At 44.2% G+C, this 17413-nt stretch carries 21 protein-coding genes; 3 read left to right on the top strand and 18 right to left on the bottom strand.

Annotation, left to right across the window (positions count from 1 at the left end; genetic code table 11):
- Positions 1-72 precede the first annotated feature (72 nt).
- The 10 genes from AOT13_RS08590 to AOT13_RS08545 all read right to left on the bottom strand — a co-directional run bounded on the left by AOT13_RS08590 (position 73) and on the right by AOT13_RS08545 (position 9397).
- Positions 73-2283, bottom strand: coding sequence for a penicillin-binding protein (locus AOT13_RS08590; protein WP_003251932.1), 2211 nt, complete (start codon positions 2281-2283; stop codon positions 73-75).
- Between the two features lie 6 nt (positions 2284-2289).
- Positions 2290-2643 carry a cell division protein FtsL gene (ftsL, locus tag AOT13_RS08585; RefSeq protein WP_035502776.1) on the bottom strand — a complete coding sequence of 118 codons (354 nt, stop codon included), beginning with the start codon at positions 2641-2643 and terminating at the stop codon, positions 2290-2292.
- A 63-nt stretch (positions 2644-2706) separates the two neighbouring features.
- On the bottom strand, positions 2707-3639 hold the full coding sequence (gene rsmH / locus AOT13_RS08580) for a 16S rRNA (cytosine(1402)-N(4))-methyltransferase RsmH (protein ID WP_003251936.1): 933 nt from the start codon (positions 3637-3639) through the stop codon (positions 2707-2709).
- Between the two features lie 330 nt (positions 3640-3969).
- Positions 3970-5598: a bacillithiol biosynthesis cysteine-adding enzyme BshC gene (bshC, locus tag AOT13_RS08575; protein ID WP_003251939.1), complete on the bottom strand. Its 1629-nt coding sequence runs from the start codon at positions 5596-5598 to the stop codon at positions 3970-3972.
- 90 nt (positions 5599-5688) lie between these two features.
- Positions 5689-6075: a DUF3397 domain-containing protein gene (locus AOT13_RS08570; RefSeq protein ID WP_003251940.1), complete on the bottom strand. Its 387-nt coding sequence runs from the start codon at positions 6073-6075 to the stop codon at positions 5689-5691.
- A complete protein-coding gene (locus AOT13_RS08565; protein ID WP_013401315.1) occupies positions 6068-6967 on the bottom strand; it encodes a 2-dehydropantoate 2-reductase in 900 nt (299 codons plus the stop codon). The genes AOT13_RS08570 and AOT13_RS08565 overlap by 8 nt, the downstream gene beginning before the upstream one ends.
- A gap of 99 nt (positions 6968-7066) precedes the next feature.
- A complete protein-coding gene (locus tag AOT13_RS08560; RefSeq protein ID WP_003251943.1) occupies positions 7067-7657 on the bottom strand; it encodes an RsfA family transcriptional regulator in 591 nt (196 codons plus the stop codon).
- 72 nt (positions 7658-7729) lie between these two features.
- A complete protein-coding gene (locus AOT13_RS08555; protein ID WP_042383338.1) occupies positions 7730-8491 on the bottom strand; it encodes an enoyl-CoA hydratase/isomerase family protein in 762 nt (253 codons plus the stop codon).
- Positions 8492-8614: 123 nt separating this feature from the next.
- Positions 8615-8788, bottom strand: a complete 174-nt coding sequence (gene rpmF, locus AOT13_RS08550) for a 50S ribosomal protein L32 (RefSeq protein WP_003251950.1) — start codon at positions 8786-8788, stop codon at positions 8615-8617.
- A 63-nt stretch (positions 8789-8851) separates the two neighbouring features.
- Positions 8852-9397, bottom strand: coding sequence for a YceD family protein (locus AOT13_RS08545; protein ID WP_003251952.1), 546 nt, complete (start codon positions 9395-9397; stop codon positions 8852-8854).
- A gap of 132 nt (positions 9398-9529) precedes the next feature.
- On the opposite strand from AOT13_RS08545, the gene AOT13_RS08540 reads away from it, so the two are divergent.
- Entirely contained in the window at positions 9530-10735 is a 1206-nt protein-coding gene (locus tag AOT13_RS08540) for a nucleotidyltransferase (protein WP_013877247.1), read from the top strand.
- Between the two features lie 26 nt (positions 10736-10761).
- On the opposite strand, the gene AOT13_RS08535 is transcribed toward AOT13_RS08540, so the two are convergent.
- Together AOT13_RS08535 and AOT13_RS08530 are read right to left on the bottom strand one after the other, a co-directional pair.
- Positions 10762-11775, bottom strand: a complete 1014-nt coding sequence (locus AOT13_RS08535) for a SepM family pheromone-processing serine protease (RefSeq protein WP_003251958.1) — start codon at positions 11773-11775, stop codon at positions 10762-10764.
- Positions 11775-12560, bottom strand: coding sequence for a patatin-like phospholipase family protein (locus AOT13_RS08530; protein WP_003251961.1), 786 nt, complete (start codon positions 12558-12560; stop codon positions 11775-11777). The genes AOT13_RS08535 and AOT13_RS08530 overlap by 1 nt, the downstream gene beginning before the upstream one ends.
- A 151-nt stretch (positions 12561-12711) precedes the next feature.
- On the opposite strand from AOT13_RS08530, the gene ylbJ reads away from it, so the two are divergent.
- Positions 12712-13926: a sporulation integral membrane protein YlbJ gene (gene ylbJ, locus AOT13_RS08525; RefSeq protein WP_003251962.1), complete on the top strand. Its 1215-nt coding sequence runs from the start codon at positions 12712-12714 to the stop codon at positions 13924-13926.
- A 29-nt stretch (positions 13927-13955) separates the two neighbouring features.
- Here the strand turns inward: ylbJ and coaD are convergent, their stop codons facing one another.
- Positions 13956-14486 (bottom strand): pantetheine-phosphate adenylyltransferase, encoded by a 531-nt coding sequence (coaD, locus tag AOT13_RS08520; protein WP_003251964.1) that lies wholly within the window; start codon positions 14484-14486, stop codon positions 13956-13958.
- Between the two features lie 3 nt (positions 14487-14489).
- Positions 14490-15059, bottom strand: coding sequence for a 16S rRNA (guanine(966)-N(2))-methyltransferase RsmD (gene rsmD / locus AOT13_RS08515; protein ID WP_003251965.1), 570 nt, complete (start codon positions 15057-15059; stop codon positions 14490-14492).
- A 392-nt stretch (positions 15060-15451) separates the two neighbouring features.
- On the opposite strand from rsmD, the gene AOT13_RS08510 reads away from it, so the two are divergent.
- Positions 15452-15841: a DUF7147 family protein gene (locus tag AOT13_RS08510; RefSeq protein WP_003251967.1), complete on the top strand. Its 390-nt coding sequence runs from the start codon at positions 15452-15454 to the stop codon at positions 15839-15841.
- Positions 15842-15887: 46 nt separating this feature from the next.
- On the opposite strand, the gene AOT13_RS08505 is transcribed toward AOT13_RS08510, so the two are convergent.
- From AOT13_RS08505 to AOT13_RS08490, 4 genes are all read right to left on the bottom strand, one after another.
- Positions 15888-16172, bottom strand: coding sequence for a YlbG family protein (locus AOT13_RS08505; RefSeq protein ID WP_003251969.1), 285 nt, complete (start codon positions 16170-16172; stop codon positions 15888-15890).
- A 25-nt stretch (positions 16173-16197) separates the two neighbouring features.
- The gene (locus tag AOT13_RS08500; RefSeq protein ID WP_042383342.1) at positions 16198-16647 is read right to left on the bottom strand and encodes a YlbF/YmcA family competence regulator; all 450 of its coding nucleotides are present in this window, start codon (positions 16645-16647) and stop codon (positions 16198-16200) included.
- Between the two features lie 103 nt (positions 16648-16750).
- Positions 16751-17128 carry a hypothetical protein gene (locus AOT13_RS08495; RefSeq protein ID WP_003251973.1) on the bottom strand — a complete coding sequence of 126 codons (378 nt, stop codon included), beginning with the start codon at positions 17126-17128 and terminating at the stop codon, positions 16751-16753.
- A gap of 43 nt (positions 17129-17171) precedes the next feature.
- Positions 17172-17405, bottom strand: a complete 234-nt coding sequence (locus AOT13_RS08490; protein ID WP_003251975.1) for a YlbE-like family protein — start codon at positions 17403-17405, stop codon at positions 17172-17174.
- Positions 17406-17413 lie beyond the last annotated feature (8 nt).

Here is a 17413-nt window from a genome sequence, read left to right as displayed (position 1 = left end):
GGAACCCCCTTTATGAGATAGGCTCGTTCGTTCCACTATATGCTTGTACGCTTCATTATAGAACGGCCCGAATTACTCAACTGGACCGTCATTTTTCTTCGTTGCTGCTTCCTTTTGTTCTTGTTCCATCCTTTCCTTCCACTTTTCCGGTTCTTCCAGTTCTACAATTAAGTAATCCCCTTTTTTTATCAGCGCGCCTGGGCGAATATTTTGGCTGATGACATATCCGCTTCCTTTGATGCTCGGACGAAGCCCAAGAAGTTCCGCCACTTTCATGACATCGCGCAGCGACCAGCCGCGCACGTCCGGCATCACTGTTTTTCCGTTTGTTTTGAGCATCACCCGTTCTCCAGCAATGACCGTATCGCCGGATATTGGCAGATGATCTTCAATTTGCTGTCCATTTCCGATGACAATCGGAACGAGCTGTTTTTCCTTTAATTCTTTTACTGCTTCTTCCGTTGAACGGCCTATATAGGAGCCAACTTCAATTCCTTTCGTTTTTGTTTTTGGCGTTTTCTGTTCGGAAGAAGGCTGAATATGCAAATATTGCAGGCTGTTTTTCATGACGCTCGTAAAAATGTGAGAAACAGGGGCCGCTCCTGTCTCCGTATAAGATAGTTTTGGCTGCTGGACAGCGACGTACATAATTAAGCGCGGATCTTCTTTCGGGGCCATTCCTAAAAAGGAAAAAATATAGTTTTGATAGCCGGTTAAATATCCGCCGTTTGGCGACGGAATTTGCGCCGTTCCGGTTTTTCCGGCGACCCGATACCCCTCGATTTGGTACGGACGCCCCGTGCCTTTTTCCGAAGTAACGACCGTTTCCAATATATCTAGCACTTTTTGCGCCGTTTCTTTTGTAATCGGCTGTTCCACTACTTCCGGCTCGTTTTTGAAAATCACTTTGTTAGTATCTGGATCGACGATGCGATCGATGACAAAAGGCTTCATCATTTTTCCGCCGTTCGCGATCGCTGTTGCTGCCTGAATTTGCTGAATCGGCGTCACCGATGTTCCTTGGCCGAACCCTGTCGTTACTCTTTCAATCGGATATTTATAATGAATTTGTCCGACCGCCTCTCCCGGAAGGTCTATCCCTGTTTTCCGATCAAAATGGAAACGGTGCAAATATTGCAAAAAGCGGTCTTCTCCCAATTTTTCTTCTACTAAAATGGAAAAAGCGACATTAGAAGAGCGCTGTACTCCTTCGTTAAATGTTATCGTTCCCCAGCCTACTTTGTTATGGTCACGAATAATATTCCGCCCCACTTTATAGTAGCCAGACCGATATTGCTCATTCCCGTTATATACACCTTCGTTGATGGCAGCAGCAAGCGTAAATATTTTCATTGTCGAGCCCGGCTCATACGGATAGGAAATCGCGTCGTTGAAATAGTTTTGTATATTGCGTTTATTCGGGTCAAAGCTCGGTCTTGTCGCCATTGCTAAAATTTTTCCTGTTTTCGGATCTGCCACAATCGCGATGATTTTTTTCGGTTTATATTGTTTTTCGACATCGTTCATCGCATCTTCCAAAAACGTTTGTATTTTTTGATCGATCGTTAAATACACATTCGCTCCGTTATCCGGCGGAACGATGCTCTCTTTCGTGTTTGGAAGGCGAAATCCGCTCACATCCCCGGCAAAAGACACATAACCGTCTTTTTCGCGCAAATATTTATCCAGGCTTTTCTCAATCCCCATTTTTCCAGCTGCTTCACTTTTGTCTTCTTTTTGCGCATAGCCAATGACGTACGAAGCAAAATCACCGTTCGGATAAAACCGTTTCGTATCACGAATAAAACCGATCCCTGGCAAATTTAACGCTTCGATTTTTTCCTTCAGTTCATAGCTAATGTTCCGTCCATTCGGGCCAAATTCCACTTGCTTTGCATCTTTTGTCAAAATTCGTTTGACTTCATCCACATCCATTTTAAGCAATGGAGCTAATTTTTTGGCCGTCTTTTCGGGATCAACGACATGTCTTGGATGATCAGGATCTGTCGTCATCTTCGGGTCAAGAACGGCTACCACCGTATAGGATGGCATATCTTGGGCCAGCACTTCGCCATTTCGGTCAAAAATGGTCCCGCGCTTTGCTTCGATGGTGCGCTTTTGCTTATACTTTTCTTCTGCCTTTACCGCTAACACTTGGCCATCGGCAACGCCTGTTACCTGCAACTGAATAAAACGGGCCAACAACACAAAAAAGAGCAGACTGAACAGGAAAAATAATATAGCTGCTCCTTTATCTGTATTGCTATGCTTTTTCTTTTCCATCGCCAATCATTCCTGTACAACTTTTACATTATTTTCGTTCAGCGAAAGACCTAGTTCTTTCGCTTTTTTCAAAATCCGCTCATATGTGCTTAATTGCTGGACTTCCACGTATAAATCGTTATTATGCTTTTGCTGTTCTTGCACCGTTTCTTGCAGCTGTTGAATCTCTTTGTTGATTTGATAAATCTTCACTTGATTTGCCACAATATGAACGGCCGCATACATGGCAAACGCGCAAAATGATAAAAATAAAAGCTTTTCCCCTAATGTCAAACGGAATTTTAACTTTCGCTTTTTTCGAGTGCGCGGACGTGACGATGGCCGTTGTCGCTCTTGAATTTTCACCGCCGTATTATTCATCGACTTTTCTCCCTCCTGCTTCGCGAGACGCTTTTCGTTTTCCATACCGTATTCCTCACGGCATTAAAGTTTTTCAGCAATGCGCAATTTCGCGGAACGTGCGCGATGATTATGCGCAACCTCTTCTTCAGAAGGAACGATTGGCTTTTTTGTTATCATTTTTAAGGTTGGGCGATATTGCTCAGGGATCAGCGGGAGTCCGGGAGGAAGCTGCGGGCTTTGGCTTGCCTTTTTGAAAGTCGCTTTGCAAATGCGATCTTCTAATGAATGGAACGTAATCACGCTAATCCTTCCGCCTGATTTCAACACATCAATCGCCTGCGTAATCGCCTCTTGGAACGCTTGCAGCTCATCATTTACAGCAATACGTATCGCTTGAAAGATTCGTTTGGCTGGATGCCCCCCGCTCCTTCTCGCCGGCGCTGGAATCGCCTCTTTAATGATGTTGACTAACTCGCCGGTTGTTTCAATTCGCTTTTCTTTGCGGACTTCTTCGATTTTCCGTGCCACTTGCTTTGAAAATTTTTCTTCACCGTAATGAAAAAAGATATGTACGAGTTTTTCATACGGCCAATGATTGACAATATCGTAAGCCGTTAACGGTTGCTCACGATTCATTCGCATATCGAGAGGGGCATCATGATGGTAACTGAACCCTCGTTCTGGCGTATCTAACTGCGGGGAAGACACCCCTAAGTCAAATAAAATCCCATCTACTTTATGAACTCCCCGCGCCGCTAGTTCTTCTGCGAGAAAACGGAAATTTCTGCGGATAAATGTCACTTGTTTTTCATAACGGGCCAATCTTTTTTTCGCGTACTCGATCGCCATATCATCTTGATCGAACGCAAACAGCCTTCCCTTTTCCGATAATTGTGAGAGCAAATACTCGCTATGCCCCCCGCCGCCAAGAGTGCAATCGACATACGTCCCATCTGGGTTTATATGAAGCCCGTCTACCGCTTCTTTTAATAACACCGTTGTATGTTGAAACACAAATCCACCACCTTCGCCGCTCATTGCTGCACATTTTTTATTACTATACACAAAAAGCAAATCTCGTCACGAATAACTAGCAAGTTTTCTTGAAGAGCGGTCGCTTATTTATTATACCGCAAAACATAATAAAATTTTAGCTTTTTTTGTAAAAACTCGTCTTTCTCTGTTTGTTTTTGTCGCATTTGTGCAATTTGTAACAATAATACTGGATAAAAGTTTTTTTACTTTTATTTCCATACTATTTCTTTATGTCTACTATTCCTTCCAACAAAAAAAAATCCTGCATAAAACAGGATTTTTCTTTTCGACTTTTTCTTATAAAAATGATTATATATATACAATTTTATGCATGCCGTTCCATTTGTAATCGAGGTGTAACAGCTTCTCTAAAAAATCGAATCCGTATTTATTGATGTAGTAAAAAATATTCCAAATCCGCTCCTGAGGCGATTGATTCGGCATCAATGACATTTCCACGCGGGAAAACTTCCGCAATTCCGTTTCATATTTCCGCATTAATGACTGGTGCAATGTTTGCTGAAGAAAATCGATTTGCGCTTGCAGGAGATTAGCATTTTTCGTCAGCAAGCCCGCCAATCCGCGGTCAATTTCCATGCCGATTTCCCGGAGGGGACGATGGATTTGTTCGATTTCCGCTTTCGCTTTCGCGAATATTTCATCAAGCGGATAACGGATTTGCCGTGCCAGCCAATTTTGCTTCACTTCTGCGATCCTTCCTGTGAAAACGTCCATCACATCCGCGCCAATATCGTCCAAATCGGTTTGAATGGAACGTTCTACGATCGTTATATTCACGCGCGGAACAACCGGCGGCATTTTAAAGTCAAATATCGAAAACGCCTCTTTCAATTCAGCCCAATATGCGATTTCTCCGGGACCGGCGACAAACGCCAACGTCGGCAGCAAAAATTCCTGCATAAGCGGGCGGGTCACGACATTATTGCTTAAATTGCTCGGGTTTGCTTTCGCAAGCTGTATTAGCTCCTCTTTGGAGAAAACCACTTCTCCGTTTTTGCTACAAAACATCTCTTTTTGTGGATCATGTTCAAGCAGCCAGCGTTCCCGTCCATCGTAGTAAAATAAATTGGCGCAATGCGGCTGCACATCCAGCACATTTTTATATCCGAGCTGCCGAAGCTGATGCTGTTTTTGCAACACAGCATCCGTCACTTCGCGATGACGCTCAATCAATGACACAAAAAAGCTGCTTTCCACCGCGCGCAGTGAAGCGTCGGCGGCATTGAGGACAACTAATCCTTCGGAAGCAAATAAACGCAAAACAATCGAGGCAAAAAAGTCAACGAACGTTTCCGATTCGTCTAAACATCGGAACAGAAAATCGAGCAACTTATTTGTCGTATCCGTTTCCCCATACGTTTTTACGATATCATCGATCCACTTGGAACAAACTTCGCCATCTAAAGGCAAATCTGAAACCATCCGTCTTTCTTTAGGAACATCCGGATAAACACGCTTTTTTATTTTTCCGCTCTCTGCAACGTATATGTGGTTTACTTCGGCAATGTCATGGTCTTCGCCGGCAATCCAAAAAAGCGGAACGACCGGCACTCCTAATTTTCTTTCTTGTTCTTTGGCAAGCTTGATGATGGAAATGATTTTATAAATGGTGTAAAGCGGCCCGGTCAACAACCCCGCTTGCTGCCCGCCGACGACCACTGCGCTGTCAGGACGAAGCAATTTTTCAATATTGGCAAATGTTTTAGGGCCCGCATGAAACCGCTGATGGTACGAACGCAAACATTCAACAATCTCGCGGCGCGGATACGTTCTTGCTTTGATGTCGCCAAGCCGCCTCCAAAACGCGTCTTCCTTCTGAAACGAGTAAGAAAACCCTTTTTCAAGCGGAAAAGTGCCATTTATGTAATCGGTTGCTAACGGTGTTGTAGCAGCCAAAGAAATTTCCCGAACTTCCATGTTTAGAAACTTCCTTTCTTCATTATGTATGTGTATGCTCTTCCATGAGTATAGCATTCTTTTTTACAGGTGAAAAACAGTTAGCGTTTTTTATAAATTGCTAGATATCCTCACGATCATTCCATAGATAAGCAGGCTAAAATAAAGGGAGGAGAATAATAAGAAATTTGCCCGCCAAAACAAGCGAAACACAGTGAAAAAATGAAAATCTTCGTTTTTCCGCCAATACCCGATCGCAATCAGCATATGCATAATCAACAAAAAGAAAATAATGTGCCATAAATAAGATTTTCCGGAAAGAACGGCAAGCAAAAAGTGAACGGCAATAATAAAAAAAAGTGTCGAAACGTTTACTGCCGCATAAAACGATTTTCGCTTTCTTTTTAATAACTTGCGGGCAAAAAAATAAACGAGAAAAAACGATAATAACGGCATCGTCACGAACGCCGCAACCAGATGGGCGATCACATCATCCATGTTCCGCACCCCTTTCTTCCATCCCTTTGATGGCAGCAAATAAAAATTGCGAGAGCGGCAGCGGCACTCCAAGCTCTTTTCCTTTTTCCAAAACATAGCCTAAAATGGCGTCAATCTCCGTTTTTCGCTGTTGGGAAATGTCCATAAACATCGATGAATAATTGTCTGCCGTTTTTTCACAAACATTCACAATATGATCCCATGCTGCTTGTTCATCTTCCATCGGCAACACTTGCTTTAGTTCGGAAAACAACAACGCCATCATTTCATAATATGGTTTTACCTTGAGCAACTCGCCGTTTTTGACGCGCAAAAGCGCCGTCAGCGGATTAATGACTGCATTGACAATTAATTTTTTCACTAACACGCTCTCCCAATCATTAGCGATTTCAAACGGAAAATCAGGGATGTTCTTCTTTGCCAAATTTGCCGCTTGCCCAAACGCGCCATACAATCTTGCAAGCACAATTTTTCCTATCCCGGTATGTTCCACCGTATGATCATCATGTTTCAGCGCACCGTGCTCGACAGTTCCGACAATCACATTTTTCTTCGTTAACGAAGACAACCGTTTCACATGCCCCATTCCGTTTTGTAAAAAAACGACCGTCTCTGCACGATCAAACTGGTTTTGCCGATTGATAATTTCCGCGACATCATATTGCTTCACTGTTACAAAAACAAGGTCATCGCTGATATCCGCCTTCGTAAACGGCATTGCCTGAAGGGAAATGCATTTTGTTTCTCCCCGTTTCACCAACCGCAATCCTTCTCTCATTAACCGCTGCGCTTGTAAAGAACGTCTTGTGTAAACGGTGACTTCATATTCATCGCTTAAATAAGCAGCGAGCAACAGCCCGATTGCGCCGCCGCCAATAATTCCAATTTTCACAATTTCCTCCTCGCTTTCCACCAGCTGATACTGTTCCTATTTTACCAAATAGGCAATTCCTCCGTTAAGAAAAAAAGCTGACTTTGTTAGTCAGCTTTTTTACGAATTTTCCACTTTTTCAAAGGAAACATTTTCCGTTTGTGAAGCTTTTTGTTCTTGAGCTTCTTCAAGCGCTGCCAATTTTCTCGCTCGTTCCATGATCACAAGCAATGTTTTATATTCTTCTTGAACGGCAGACAGCTCCTTTTGTAGCGCTTCTTTTTCTGCTTGCAGCTTTGTGATCATTTGTTGCAATTGCTCCATGTCTTTCTTTAAAGCGCGGTTTTCATCGGCTATTCTTTGCGAATCATATGCCGTTTGCCCATGTGCCCGCAAAAACGCTATGACATCAGACCATGTTACATTTTTTTCTGCTGCTTCTTCTTTCTTTTTCTGCCCTTTTTCTTCGCTAGCAACCGCCTTTTTTCTTTCCTTTCGCTGTTTTTTCGCCAGCTCAATTTCCTCTTTATACTGTTTTCGAACATACGAGTTCCAGCGGAATCCACACGCAGCTGCCGTGCGCGATAAACGCCGCCCTACTTCTTCAAACGCTTGAAGCTGCGTGCCTCCCTCGCGAATATAGCGCAATACGACTTCCGCTAATAGCAAATCTTCTTCCTGCGTCCACGCATCTTGGCGCACACTTGTCATCTTCTTCCCCCTCCATAGCCGCTTTTTCACACTATATGTATGCAGCTAGTAGAGAAGATAGAAGGGGAAAAATTATGATTTCTTGAAAAAAGACTCGATAGCTCTCTTATGTTCTTCCGACCCCCATAACTTTGCACAACGCGCGATTTCAGCAAAAAACCTCGTCTGAAACTCGCTGTTCTTCCATTTTTCTGTGGCTGCAACTTTATAAGCCCGCAATACAGAAACAGATTGCGATAAGTAAGGGGCGAGCAGGTTGCGGCATTCTTCACGCAAATTATCGCCTGGCAACACGGCGTGAACCCATCCATACTCACGCATTTTTTCTGCGCTGATTCTTTCTGCGCGCAAAAGTATATCAAGCGCTTGCGTGTACGGAAGCTTTTCCAAAAGCATTGTCGCGCCGCCCCAGCCAGTCGTGATGCCAAGCTTTCCTTGAACAAAGCCGATTTTACTGCCACCTTTCGCATAGCGGAAATCACACGCTGTCGCTAACTCACAGCCCCCGCCAATGGCAGTTCCGTTAATGAGCGCAACGGTCGGTTTGGGCAATGTAAGCAATGAATATAAAATCTTGCCCATCTTTTCTAACATCTGTTTGGCAGCTTCCGCCTGTAAATGTTGGAAATTGCTTAAATCTCCCCCGGAACAAAACGCCTCATCACCTGTTCCCGTAATGACGAGCATTTTCACATTATCATTTTTTTCTGCCATCGCGATCGTTTCTTCCAGCTTATCCATTACTTCAAAATCGATCGCGTTTCGTTTCTCCGGGCGATGAATCGTAAACCAAACAACCCCGTCACTATCATGTTCAACAATCGCTACTTCCATCTTCTTTTCCCCTTTCCTTATAAAAGAATTGGGCAATGATGGGGCATTTTCCTGCTTTTTATAATAAAAAAACAACAAGCACAAGTACTTTTCTTCCTTGTGCTTGTTGTGAAAAAAGAACCATTATTTGTTCACAACTTCTCTTCCTTTGTAAGTTCCGCAAGATTTGCACACACGGTGAGCTAATTTCATTTCACCGCAATTTGGGCATTCTACCATGCCAGGCACTTGCAATTTGAAGTGAGTGCGGCGTAATCTTTTTCTTGTTTTTGATGTTCTTCGGAAAGGTACTGCCATGTTTTCCACCTCCTTATTAGCACTCGAATATCAGAAAAGCCCGGAACATTCCGGTTGCTTCGCTCACTCGTTTTCACCTTGATCAAAAAACTTCGCCAATGCGGCAAGACGAGGATCTACCTTTTGCTTTTCCCGTTCTTCGATCATCGCATTCCATTGTTCTTCTTTCATGACTTCCCAGCCTTCTCCAGACTGCGGCGCCCCGTCCTGCACCGTTCCTTCTTCCGCAAATATTTGTATCGGAATTTCCAGAAGGATAAGCTCTTTCACGATCGGCAACAAATCGATCGTGTCGTTTTTCACTAAATGCGTATCTTCTTCTGCTGATACGGCATCATAATCATTCATAAAAAACGTTTCCGTCGTCTCAACGGAAAACGAATACGGAACGTCAACCAGCGTCCGCGAACAAGGCAGTACCATCGTTCCTGACACTTGCAAACGGAACGTAAATTTTGTCGAACCGATATCTGCCTTTCCTTGTACGTGCACGAGCGAAATATCGCGGATCAATTTGTCGATCTCTTTTAAATCGGAAACATCGACATATTCGTCAATCGCCATTTCTTTATGGCGAAATTGATGAAGTTGATGAATAGTCCATTTCATAAAAATCACCTCAAGGCAACAAAGAAAATTATACGTTTCGTTTTCCTATTTGTCAATATTTTTTCTTTACAGTATAATGGTTGTCAGTTCATCGACATTTATCACTGAAAAAATCTTGGGAGAGCAAAAACGATGAAAGCGGTTGGAATCATTGTTGAATATAATCCGTTTCATAACGGGCATTTATATCATTTGCAAGAAACAAAAAAACAAACCGGAGCAGATTGTATCATCGCTGCCATGAGCGGAAATTTTTTGCAGCGCGGAGAACCTGCGCTTGTGTCAAAATGGGCGCGAACAAAAATGGCGCTGTCAGCCGGCGTCGATATTGTCATTGAACTTCCGTACGCATTCGCGGTTCAATCTGCTGAACGATTTGCCAGCGGTGCCGTTGCATTGCTTCATTCTTTATATTGCGAAGAAATTTGTTTTGGCAGCGAAAACGGAAACATACAAACGTTCATCGATGCGGCAAAAACGCTTTTAGAGCGAAAAGAGCAGCATGACAGTTATGTGCAAAAAGCGTTGAAACAGGGGGTAAGCTACCCGCGGGCAAGCGCGGAAGCATGGAAACAATTAGATGCCGTTTCTCTTGATTTATCGAAGCCAAACAATGTGCTTGGCCTTGCGTATGTCACAGCGATTTTGCAAAAACAGCTTCCAATCACTCCGCGCACGATTCACCGCATCGCCTCCGGTTATCATGATGAAATGTTCTCACATCCTTCGATCGCCAGCGCAACAAGCTTACGCAAGGCACTGCAAGGATCGGTTGCACAGTTAGAAACAATCGCTCCGTACATCCCAGCTGCCACGAAACAAGCGCTCAAGCAATATTACGATACATATGGCATGTTTCATGAGTGGGAAGCATATTTTCCGCTTTTAAAGTATCGCATTATGACAGCGGAAGAGGAAGAGCTGCGCCAAATCGCCGGCGTCGACGAAGGCATCGAACACCGCCTCAAGCAGGAAATCGCCGCCGCCCCAACGTTTTCTGCTTTTATGGACGCAATCAAAACAAAACGATACACATGGACGCGTTTGCAACGAATGTGTACTCATATCTTAACAAATTTTACGAAAGAACAACAAAAAAAAGCAGAAACGCCGACATACATCCGCTTGCTTGGAATGAGCAGCAACGGAAGGCGTTATTTGCAACATGTGAAAAAACGGTTGCCGCTGCCGCTTGTCACGAAAATATCCAAATTAAAACATGATCCGATTTACCAGCAAGAAGAAAAGGCGGCGTTTGCTTATGCCGCCGCATTTCCTGAACCTGTCCGCACCAATGCCCTGAAAGAAGAGTACGCCACCCCACCCGTTCAACAATAACAGCGGGGACAAAAGGGCGGCGGTGGCTATTTCATTCTTTCTAAATAACGGACAGCATCATCAAACGTATCGACCGGGACAATTTTCATGCTCGTCCCGATTTCTTTTGCCGTTTTGACCGCTTCCCGGTAGTTCGAATCCGCCGCGCCGTTTTCGTTTGGCGCAAAGAAAATCTCCGCCCCCTCTTTGTCAGCGGCGACGATTTTTTGAGAAATGCCGCCGATTGGGCCGACTTCCCCGTTTATATTAATGGTACCCGTTCCGGCAATTTTATGTCCTTTTGTTATATCCTCGTCCACAAGCTGATTATAAATTTCTAGCGAAAACATCAGCCCTGCCGACGGGCCGCCGATTTGTTCCGAATTAACGCGGACAGGAGGATTTGTCACAACATCATAGTCAGTAGCGAGCGAAATTCCTACGCCTATCTGCTTCGGATCGTGCGGAAACGGCATTAATGCTAAAGTTTCCACTTTTTTCTTTTTGCCGCGTTCAAACATAATGCTGACATGATCCCCTTTTTTCTTCGTGCGAATATATTGCACCATTTGCTCTGATGTATCCATCTTCTTTCCGTCTATTTCCACAATGCGGTCGCCCACTTTTAACCGCCCATACGCCGGCATATGCGGCACTACGCTCATCACGTATACGCCTTTTGCCTTATAGGAAACAGGCTTGCCCGCTTTTTTATACGCAACCACAATCGCCGCTTCTTTTGACTGCTCCATAAGCTGGAACTGGCGCATCGTATATTCCTCATCTGTTTCGCCTTCTTGTTTAATCTCATCCAATGGATGCAGCTCATAAAAGGAACGGATATGGGCAAGCAGATAAGCAACTACATTCGCCCGCCCCATTTTCACCGTCGTCAGCATCAACTCCCCTTCATCCTTATCCCCGTTTTCCACATGAACAAGCGGTTTTAAATCTTGCGCAGTTCCGGGCATTGTAACGTAATAAGGAAGTTTAATAAAAATAAGCAACAGCGCCACGATGACGCCCATGAAAAACGTCACCACATACACTCGTTTTTTCATCAGCGTGAATGCTCCTTCCAGTTTTCAATGACTTGGCGAATTTTTGGCACATATTTGCGCGCTTCTTGTTCGCCGATGGCGATAATTTCTTGTGCGTGCGTAAACGCGCGCGAGCTATACTGTTCGACGTGCGGGCGGATCATCACATCCGAAGCGAGCGCGCGATGCCGGACAATCTCATCTTGCAAAATGTCAAGGCTTTGCAAAATCACATCAAATATCGACGCAATTTCTCCGTCCACTTTCACATGGGCAACATCGACTGCAATAACAATATCGGCGCCCATTTCTCGCGCAACAGAAACAGGGACGCGATCAACCACTCCTCCATCTACGAGCAGGCGCCCGTCCACTGTTTCAGGGACAAAAATGCCGGGAATCGAAATGCTTGCCCGCACCGCACGGGCCACATCACCGCGGCGAAACACTACTTTTTGCCCTGTCTGCAAATCTGTCGCGACAATGGCCACAGGGATGGATAATTCCTCGATTTTTTTCCCTTTTGTGAGAAGGCGAATAAATTCGGTGATTCGTTTACCGGCAATCAACCCCATTTTCGGAATGGTAAAATCGACGTAATCATTTCGGCGGAACGACTTTGCCAATCTATATAAACGGTCAAGGCCGAGGCCGCTGGCATACAAAGCGGCAACAAGCGCCCCGATGCTGCTTCCGGCGATGCAAGCAATCGGGATTTTCTCCTCTTCCAATACTTTTATGACTCCCAGATGCGCAAAACCTCTCGCTCCTCCAGAACCAAGCGCTAGCCCAATTTTCGGAAACACCGTTTCTCTCCCCTCCAATAATGATCTTGTTCCATTTTATGGTCTAAAACTTCCCCCTATACTCGTATACTTAACTATATGAGGTTGTACATCGCAATACGGCGCTCAAAGGGGGAGAGAGGATGTGCCGCTACCGGGAGGCAGAACACATATGAAAACAAAAGCAAAAACCATCTTTCTCGCTACAGCGATCACTTTATTTGCGCTGTCATTAATTCGCTATCCGCAACAATCACTGGAAGCGTCGATCCGTGGGTTAAATATGTGGTGGGAAGTTGTGTTTCCATCGCTATTGCCGTTTTTTATCGTTTCTGAATTGCTGATTAGCTTCGGAGTCGTCCGATTGATCGGAGTTTTGCTGGAACCGCTCATGCGCCCGCTTTTTCGAGTTCCCGGCGTTGGCGGTTTCGTCTGGGCGATGGGAATGGCTTCCGGCTATCCATCAGGTGCAAAACTAACGGCACGGCTTTATCAGGAAAAGCAAATTTCCGCAGTCGAAGCAGAACGGCTGGCTTCATTTACTAATTCATCCAATCCGTTATTTATTTTTGGCGCGGTATCAGTTGGTTTTTTTAATGATGCAAATATCGGGATTATTTTAGCACTTTCCCACTATATAGGAAACATTTGCGTAGGAATAGTGATGCGATTTCATGGAAAATCGCAAGAACGTCCTAAACAAAAACGCCTTAATCATCCGTTTTCTCTTCCCTATGCATTTCGGGTGCTTCACGAAACGCGCCTTAAAAACGAACAGCCGCTTGGAAAATTGTTGGGAGACGCCGTGCGTTCTTCTGTACAAACATTATTGATGATCGGCGGGTTTATTATTCTTTTTTCCGTCGTGAATAAACTTCTTTACATGATGCATATTACGCAACATATCGCTGTGATTGTCCAATACGCCCTTCACTTGTTCCAGCTTTCAAAAGAGCTGAGCCTTCCAATCATTTCCGGGTTATTCGAAATTACGCTTGGCAGCCAAATGATCAGCCAAGCCGATGGGGCTGAGCTGCTGGAAAAAACAATGGCAACAAGTTTTATTCTTGCTTTTGGCGGATTTTCCGTGCAAGCGCAAGTAGCGAGCATCCTCGCTGAAGCAAACATCCGCTTTAAACCATTCTTTATCGCCAGAATCATGCACGGGTGTTTTGCCGCATGTTTTACATACGTATTGTGGAAACCGCTCTACCTCCATCCGGCCGCTGCAAATGCGCACGTTATTCCTGCATTTTTCATCGGATACTCGCAAAACTGGATGAATCATTATTGGCAGCTGCTGCACCAATTCGGGCCAATGATTACGATCGCTTTTTTATGTTTGTATATATGGCTTATCACCGTACAATGGCAAAAAGGACAATAATGAGGCTGACTTAAAAAGATGCTTCTTTTTTAAGTCAGCTTTCCGTTATTTTGGTTGTCCGCATCTTTTTCAAAAGCAAGGGAAGCAAATTTTTTTCTTAACGCTTCCTCCACAACCGGCGGCACTAAATCAGAAATATTGCCATTATACTTTGCCACTTCTTTGACAATGCTCGAGCTTAAAAAAGCGTACTGACTGTTTGTCATCATAAAAAACGTCTCAATATTTTCATCAAGAACGCGGTTCATCGACGTGATTTGCATTTCATATTCAAAATCGGACACCGCCCGCAAACCGCGCAAAATCGCGTTGGCATTTTTGCTGCGCGCATAATCGACAAGCAACCCATGAAATGATTCCACAAACACATTTGGAAACGGTCGCGTCACTTCCCGCAACAGTTCTATCCGCTCCTCGACGGAAAACAGCGGTTTTTTCGACGAATTGTTAAGAACCGCCACATACACCCTGTCAAACACTTTTGCCCCTCGCCTGATAATATCTAAATGCCCGTATGTAACCGGATCAAAACTTCCCGGACAAACTGCAATGCTCGCCATTTCCTATTCCCCTTTCTCCAGATCCGTGTACCTGTAGATCGAAATCGCAGTAATTCCGTATACTTCATGTTTCCACTTTACAAGACGGCCGATATGTTCAGCAAGATCCATTTCAGAAGAATGTTCTGCAACAACAGCGCCATCTTCTTCAAGCAGCCCATGTTCATCAATAAATGAAAGAATCGACTGCAATTTTTGTTCTTTGTACGGGGGATCCAGAAAAATGAGATGAAAACGAAGCCCCCGTTTAACAATCGCCTTCAATGCCCTTTCCGCATCATTCCGGTATATTTCTGCCTGTTCTGACAACCGGCACGTTTCCACATTTTTCTTGATCGTTTGCACCGCTTTTGCGTCATGGTCCACAAAAATGACTCGATCAAGCCCGCGGCTTAATGCTTCTATTCCAAGGCCGCCGCTGCCGCCAAACAAATCAAGGCCCATTCCGCCGGAAAAATACGGGCCAATCATATTAAATATCGCTTCTTTGACTTTATCTGTCGTCGGTCTTGTCGACATGCCTGGAACCGCTTGCAGGCGTCTGCCTTTGCATTTTCCTGAAATTACCCTCATTTCTTTCACCACATTTGCCACAATTTCGCAACATTATCGTATCATAAACTTTATTATAGTCAAACAGCTGAAAATTTCATAGCAACATGTATATAAATTAGCAAACTGGACATAATGAGTAATGGCAGCATCCATGCGGATATTGTTGCCAACCACGGAGAAGACTTACGTTTCCCCATAAGTTCTTCCTCCGGTTTCTCCTCTCCCTTTTCTTTCCTTTGGTTTACTTGTTTCCTACCGATGCGCGAGGGACAAGTAAACGCTAAGGAAACCTGCGGGCGTATGCCGCAGGGTTTTTTTATTTTTCCAGCAAATGCGGCAATTTCTTGTTTGAAATTTTGCCAAACAATGATTAAAGTTATGTATGGACAAACATAGTAAGGGGGATACAGATGATTCAGCGTTTTATCGAGCTGGGGGAAGGTTATTCAGATATATACGAACTCATTGAGCTGGCCAGAGCTAACCGGCATCGTCTTTCCGGGCTTTTTGCTTTTCATACGGTGAAAAACGGCCAGCCGGTGACGTCGTGCGTTGTCGTTTTGTATCCAACCGATCCTGGCGATTTTCAACCGCTGTATATTTGCCGCGAAGGAATTCCTAATCCGCACGTTAAGCCAAGCAAACGATACGATTTATTCGTCCAGCTGGCGAAAGAACTAGAAACAGAGATTATTCATTTAGAAGTGAAGCCTTCGACATTTTTTGCTGACTTGGACTTATATTATCAACACTTAATCGGCATCATGCGGATGAACCGGTTTATTCCTCCGCTCCAATGACCGGAATAAAAAAACGGCTGACTTTCCTTAAGAAAATCAGCCTTTTTTATTCCGGTGAATATCCTAACGGATAAGGAGAGTCTTTTTCTTTTTCTCCTTTTTTTGATTCAAATTCTAGTTTCAAAAACGGCCGATAAGACGGTTCAACCTTTTTAACAAATGGCAAGGAAGCCAGTTTTTTCATCATTTCGTCCACTTGCTCCATATCGCAATACAAAACCGCGTATTTTAACCGTTTCGAAACGTAATGGATATTGCCGAATTTGCGCAGATGTTTGCTATGTTTTAGCGAATGTAGCCAGACGATGATTCCTTGGCGTTTTGGAAACATATTACCATTCCCCTTTTGTATGCGATTACTGTGCGCGGCAGCCGCAGCTTCCCCCTGCGCCGCATCCGCCTGAACAACCTCCTGACAAGAAATACGGGTTTCCTGTCGGCACTTTGACATTGTCGGATACTGCTTTTCCAATTAACATGCTGATTTCATCCAACAATTGTTGCATGGCGTTTTCCGCCTTTTTAAAATCGGCAATCGTCTCATGGAAATCAAGTTCCCGTTTTGCCTCACGCACTTCTTTCATCACCGTACGATAATCGGGATGATATTTTCCAAAGCGCTGTACTTCCTCATAACGCTCCTTTGCCTTTGTAAAACGCGCGATAATGTCTTGAGCGGCACGATCTTCCCTAAGGCGCCGCAAACAGCGGCGGTATTCTTCCGCCACTTCCGATTGCGCAATCATTTTGGCTAATGATTCTGCTTTATTTAAAATCTCGAGTCGCTCGAGAGTTGCGATAATCACGTTATTGGCACCTCCTATATTATGATACCATGAGATAGATCGGAAAGGAAAGCGATGAAGCTGGCACAATAAAAAAGTCTGACAAAGCAAGTCAGACTTTTTCTTATGGGATCGTCACCGTAAATTCATGTGACAGCCCGGTTATTTTCCCATCATTATACACAAGTTCCACGCGCACAGCATGTCTTCCGGCTGGCAATCCCTGCAACATAAATGCCGCGGTATATACTTCATTCACTTTTTGCTCGTTAACATATACGTTAATATGTCCCCCGCCTGTTCCAGTTTGAAACGGAAAACGAGGCGCAATGCATTCAATCAATACATTGTTCCCTTTCACGTCATGCTTAACATGAAAATAGTTGTTTTCTTGCTGCGCCATGACAGGAGCAGCACTAAAAACCTTTGCTTTCGGCGTCCATGCTCCGAAAATCGCGAAAAGAAACAAAAACAAAATCATGATCTGCTTTGGCAAAGACATCACTCCCTTTAGAAAGTAGTCTTTGCTTTTTTACCAAAATTAATCACACATCACTTTTTTGAAACAGATGAAACATCAAAGAGGCCATTTGCAGGGAATTAGCGATTTTCTCCACTTTATGCGGAATCGTCTGTCCATAATAATGAAGCGCGGCAATCTCAAAAGACGGCAGCTGATGCGGATAGCGGGAAAGAAGGCGGTACCAGCGCGGTTCTTCGCGAATAAACGATTGCAACATTTTTTTCGTTCGAATATATTGAATCACTTCTTTTCTCATCGGTGTTC

This window comes from Parageobacillus thermoglucosidasius, assembly GCF_001295365.1.
In the GTDB taxonomy this organism is placed as follows: domain Bacteria; phylum Bacillota; class Bacilli; order Bacillales; family Anoxybacillaceae; genus Parageobacillus; species Parageobacillus thermoglucosidasius.
The sequence above is the reverse complement of the archived record's forward strand: the minus strand, read 5'-3'. Positions and strand labels throughout refer to the sequence as shown.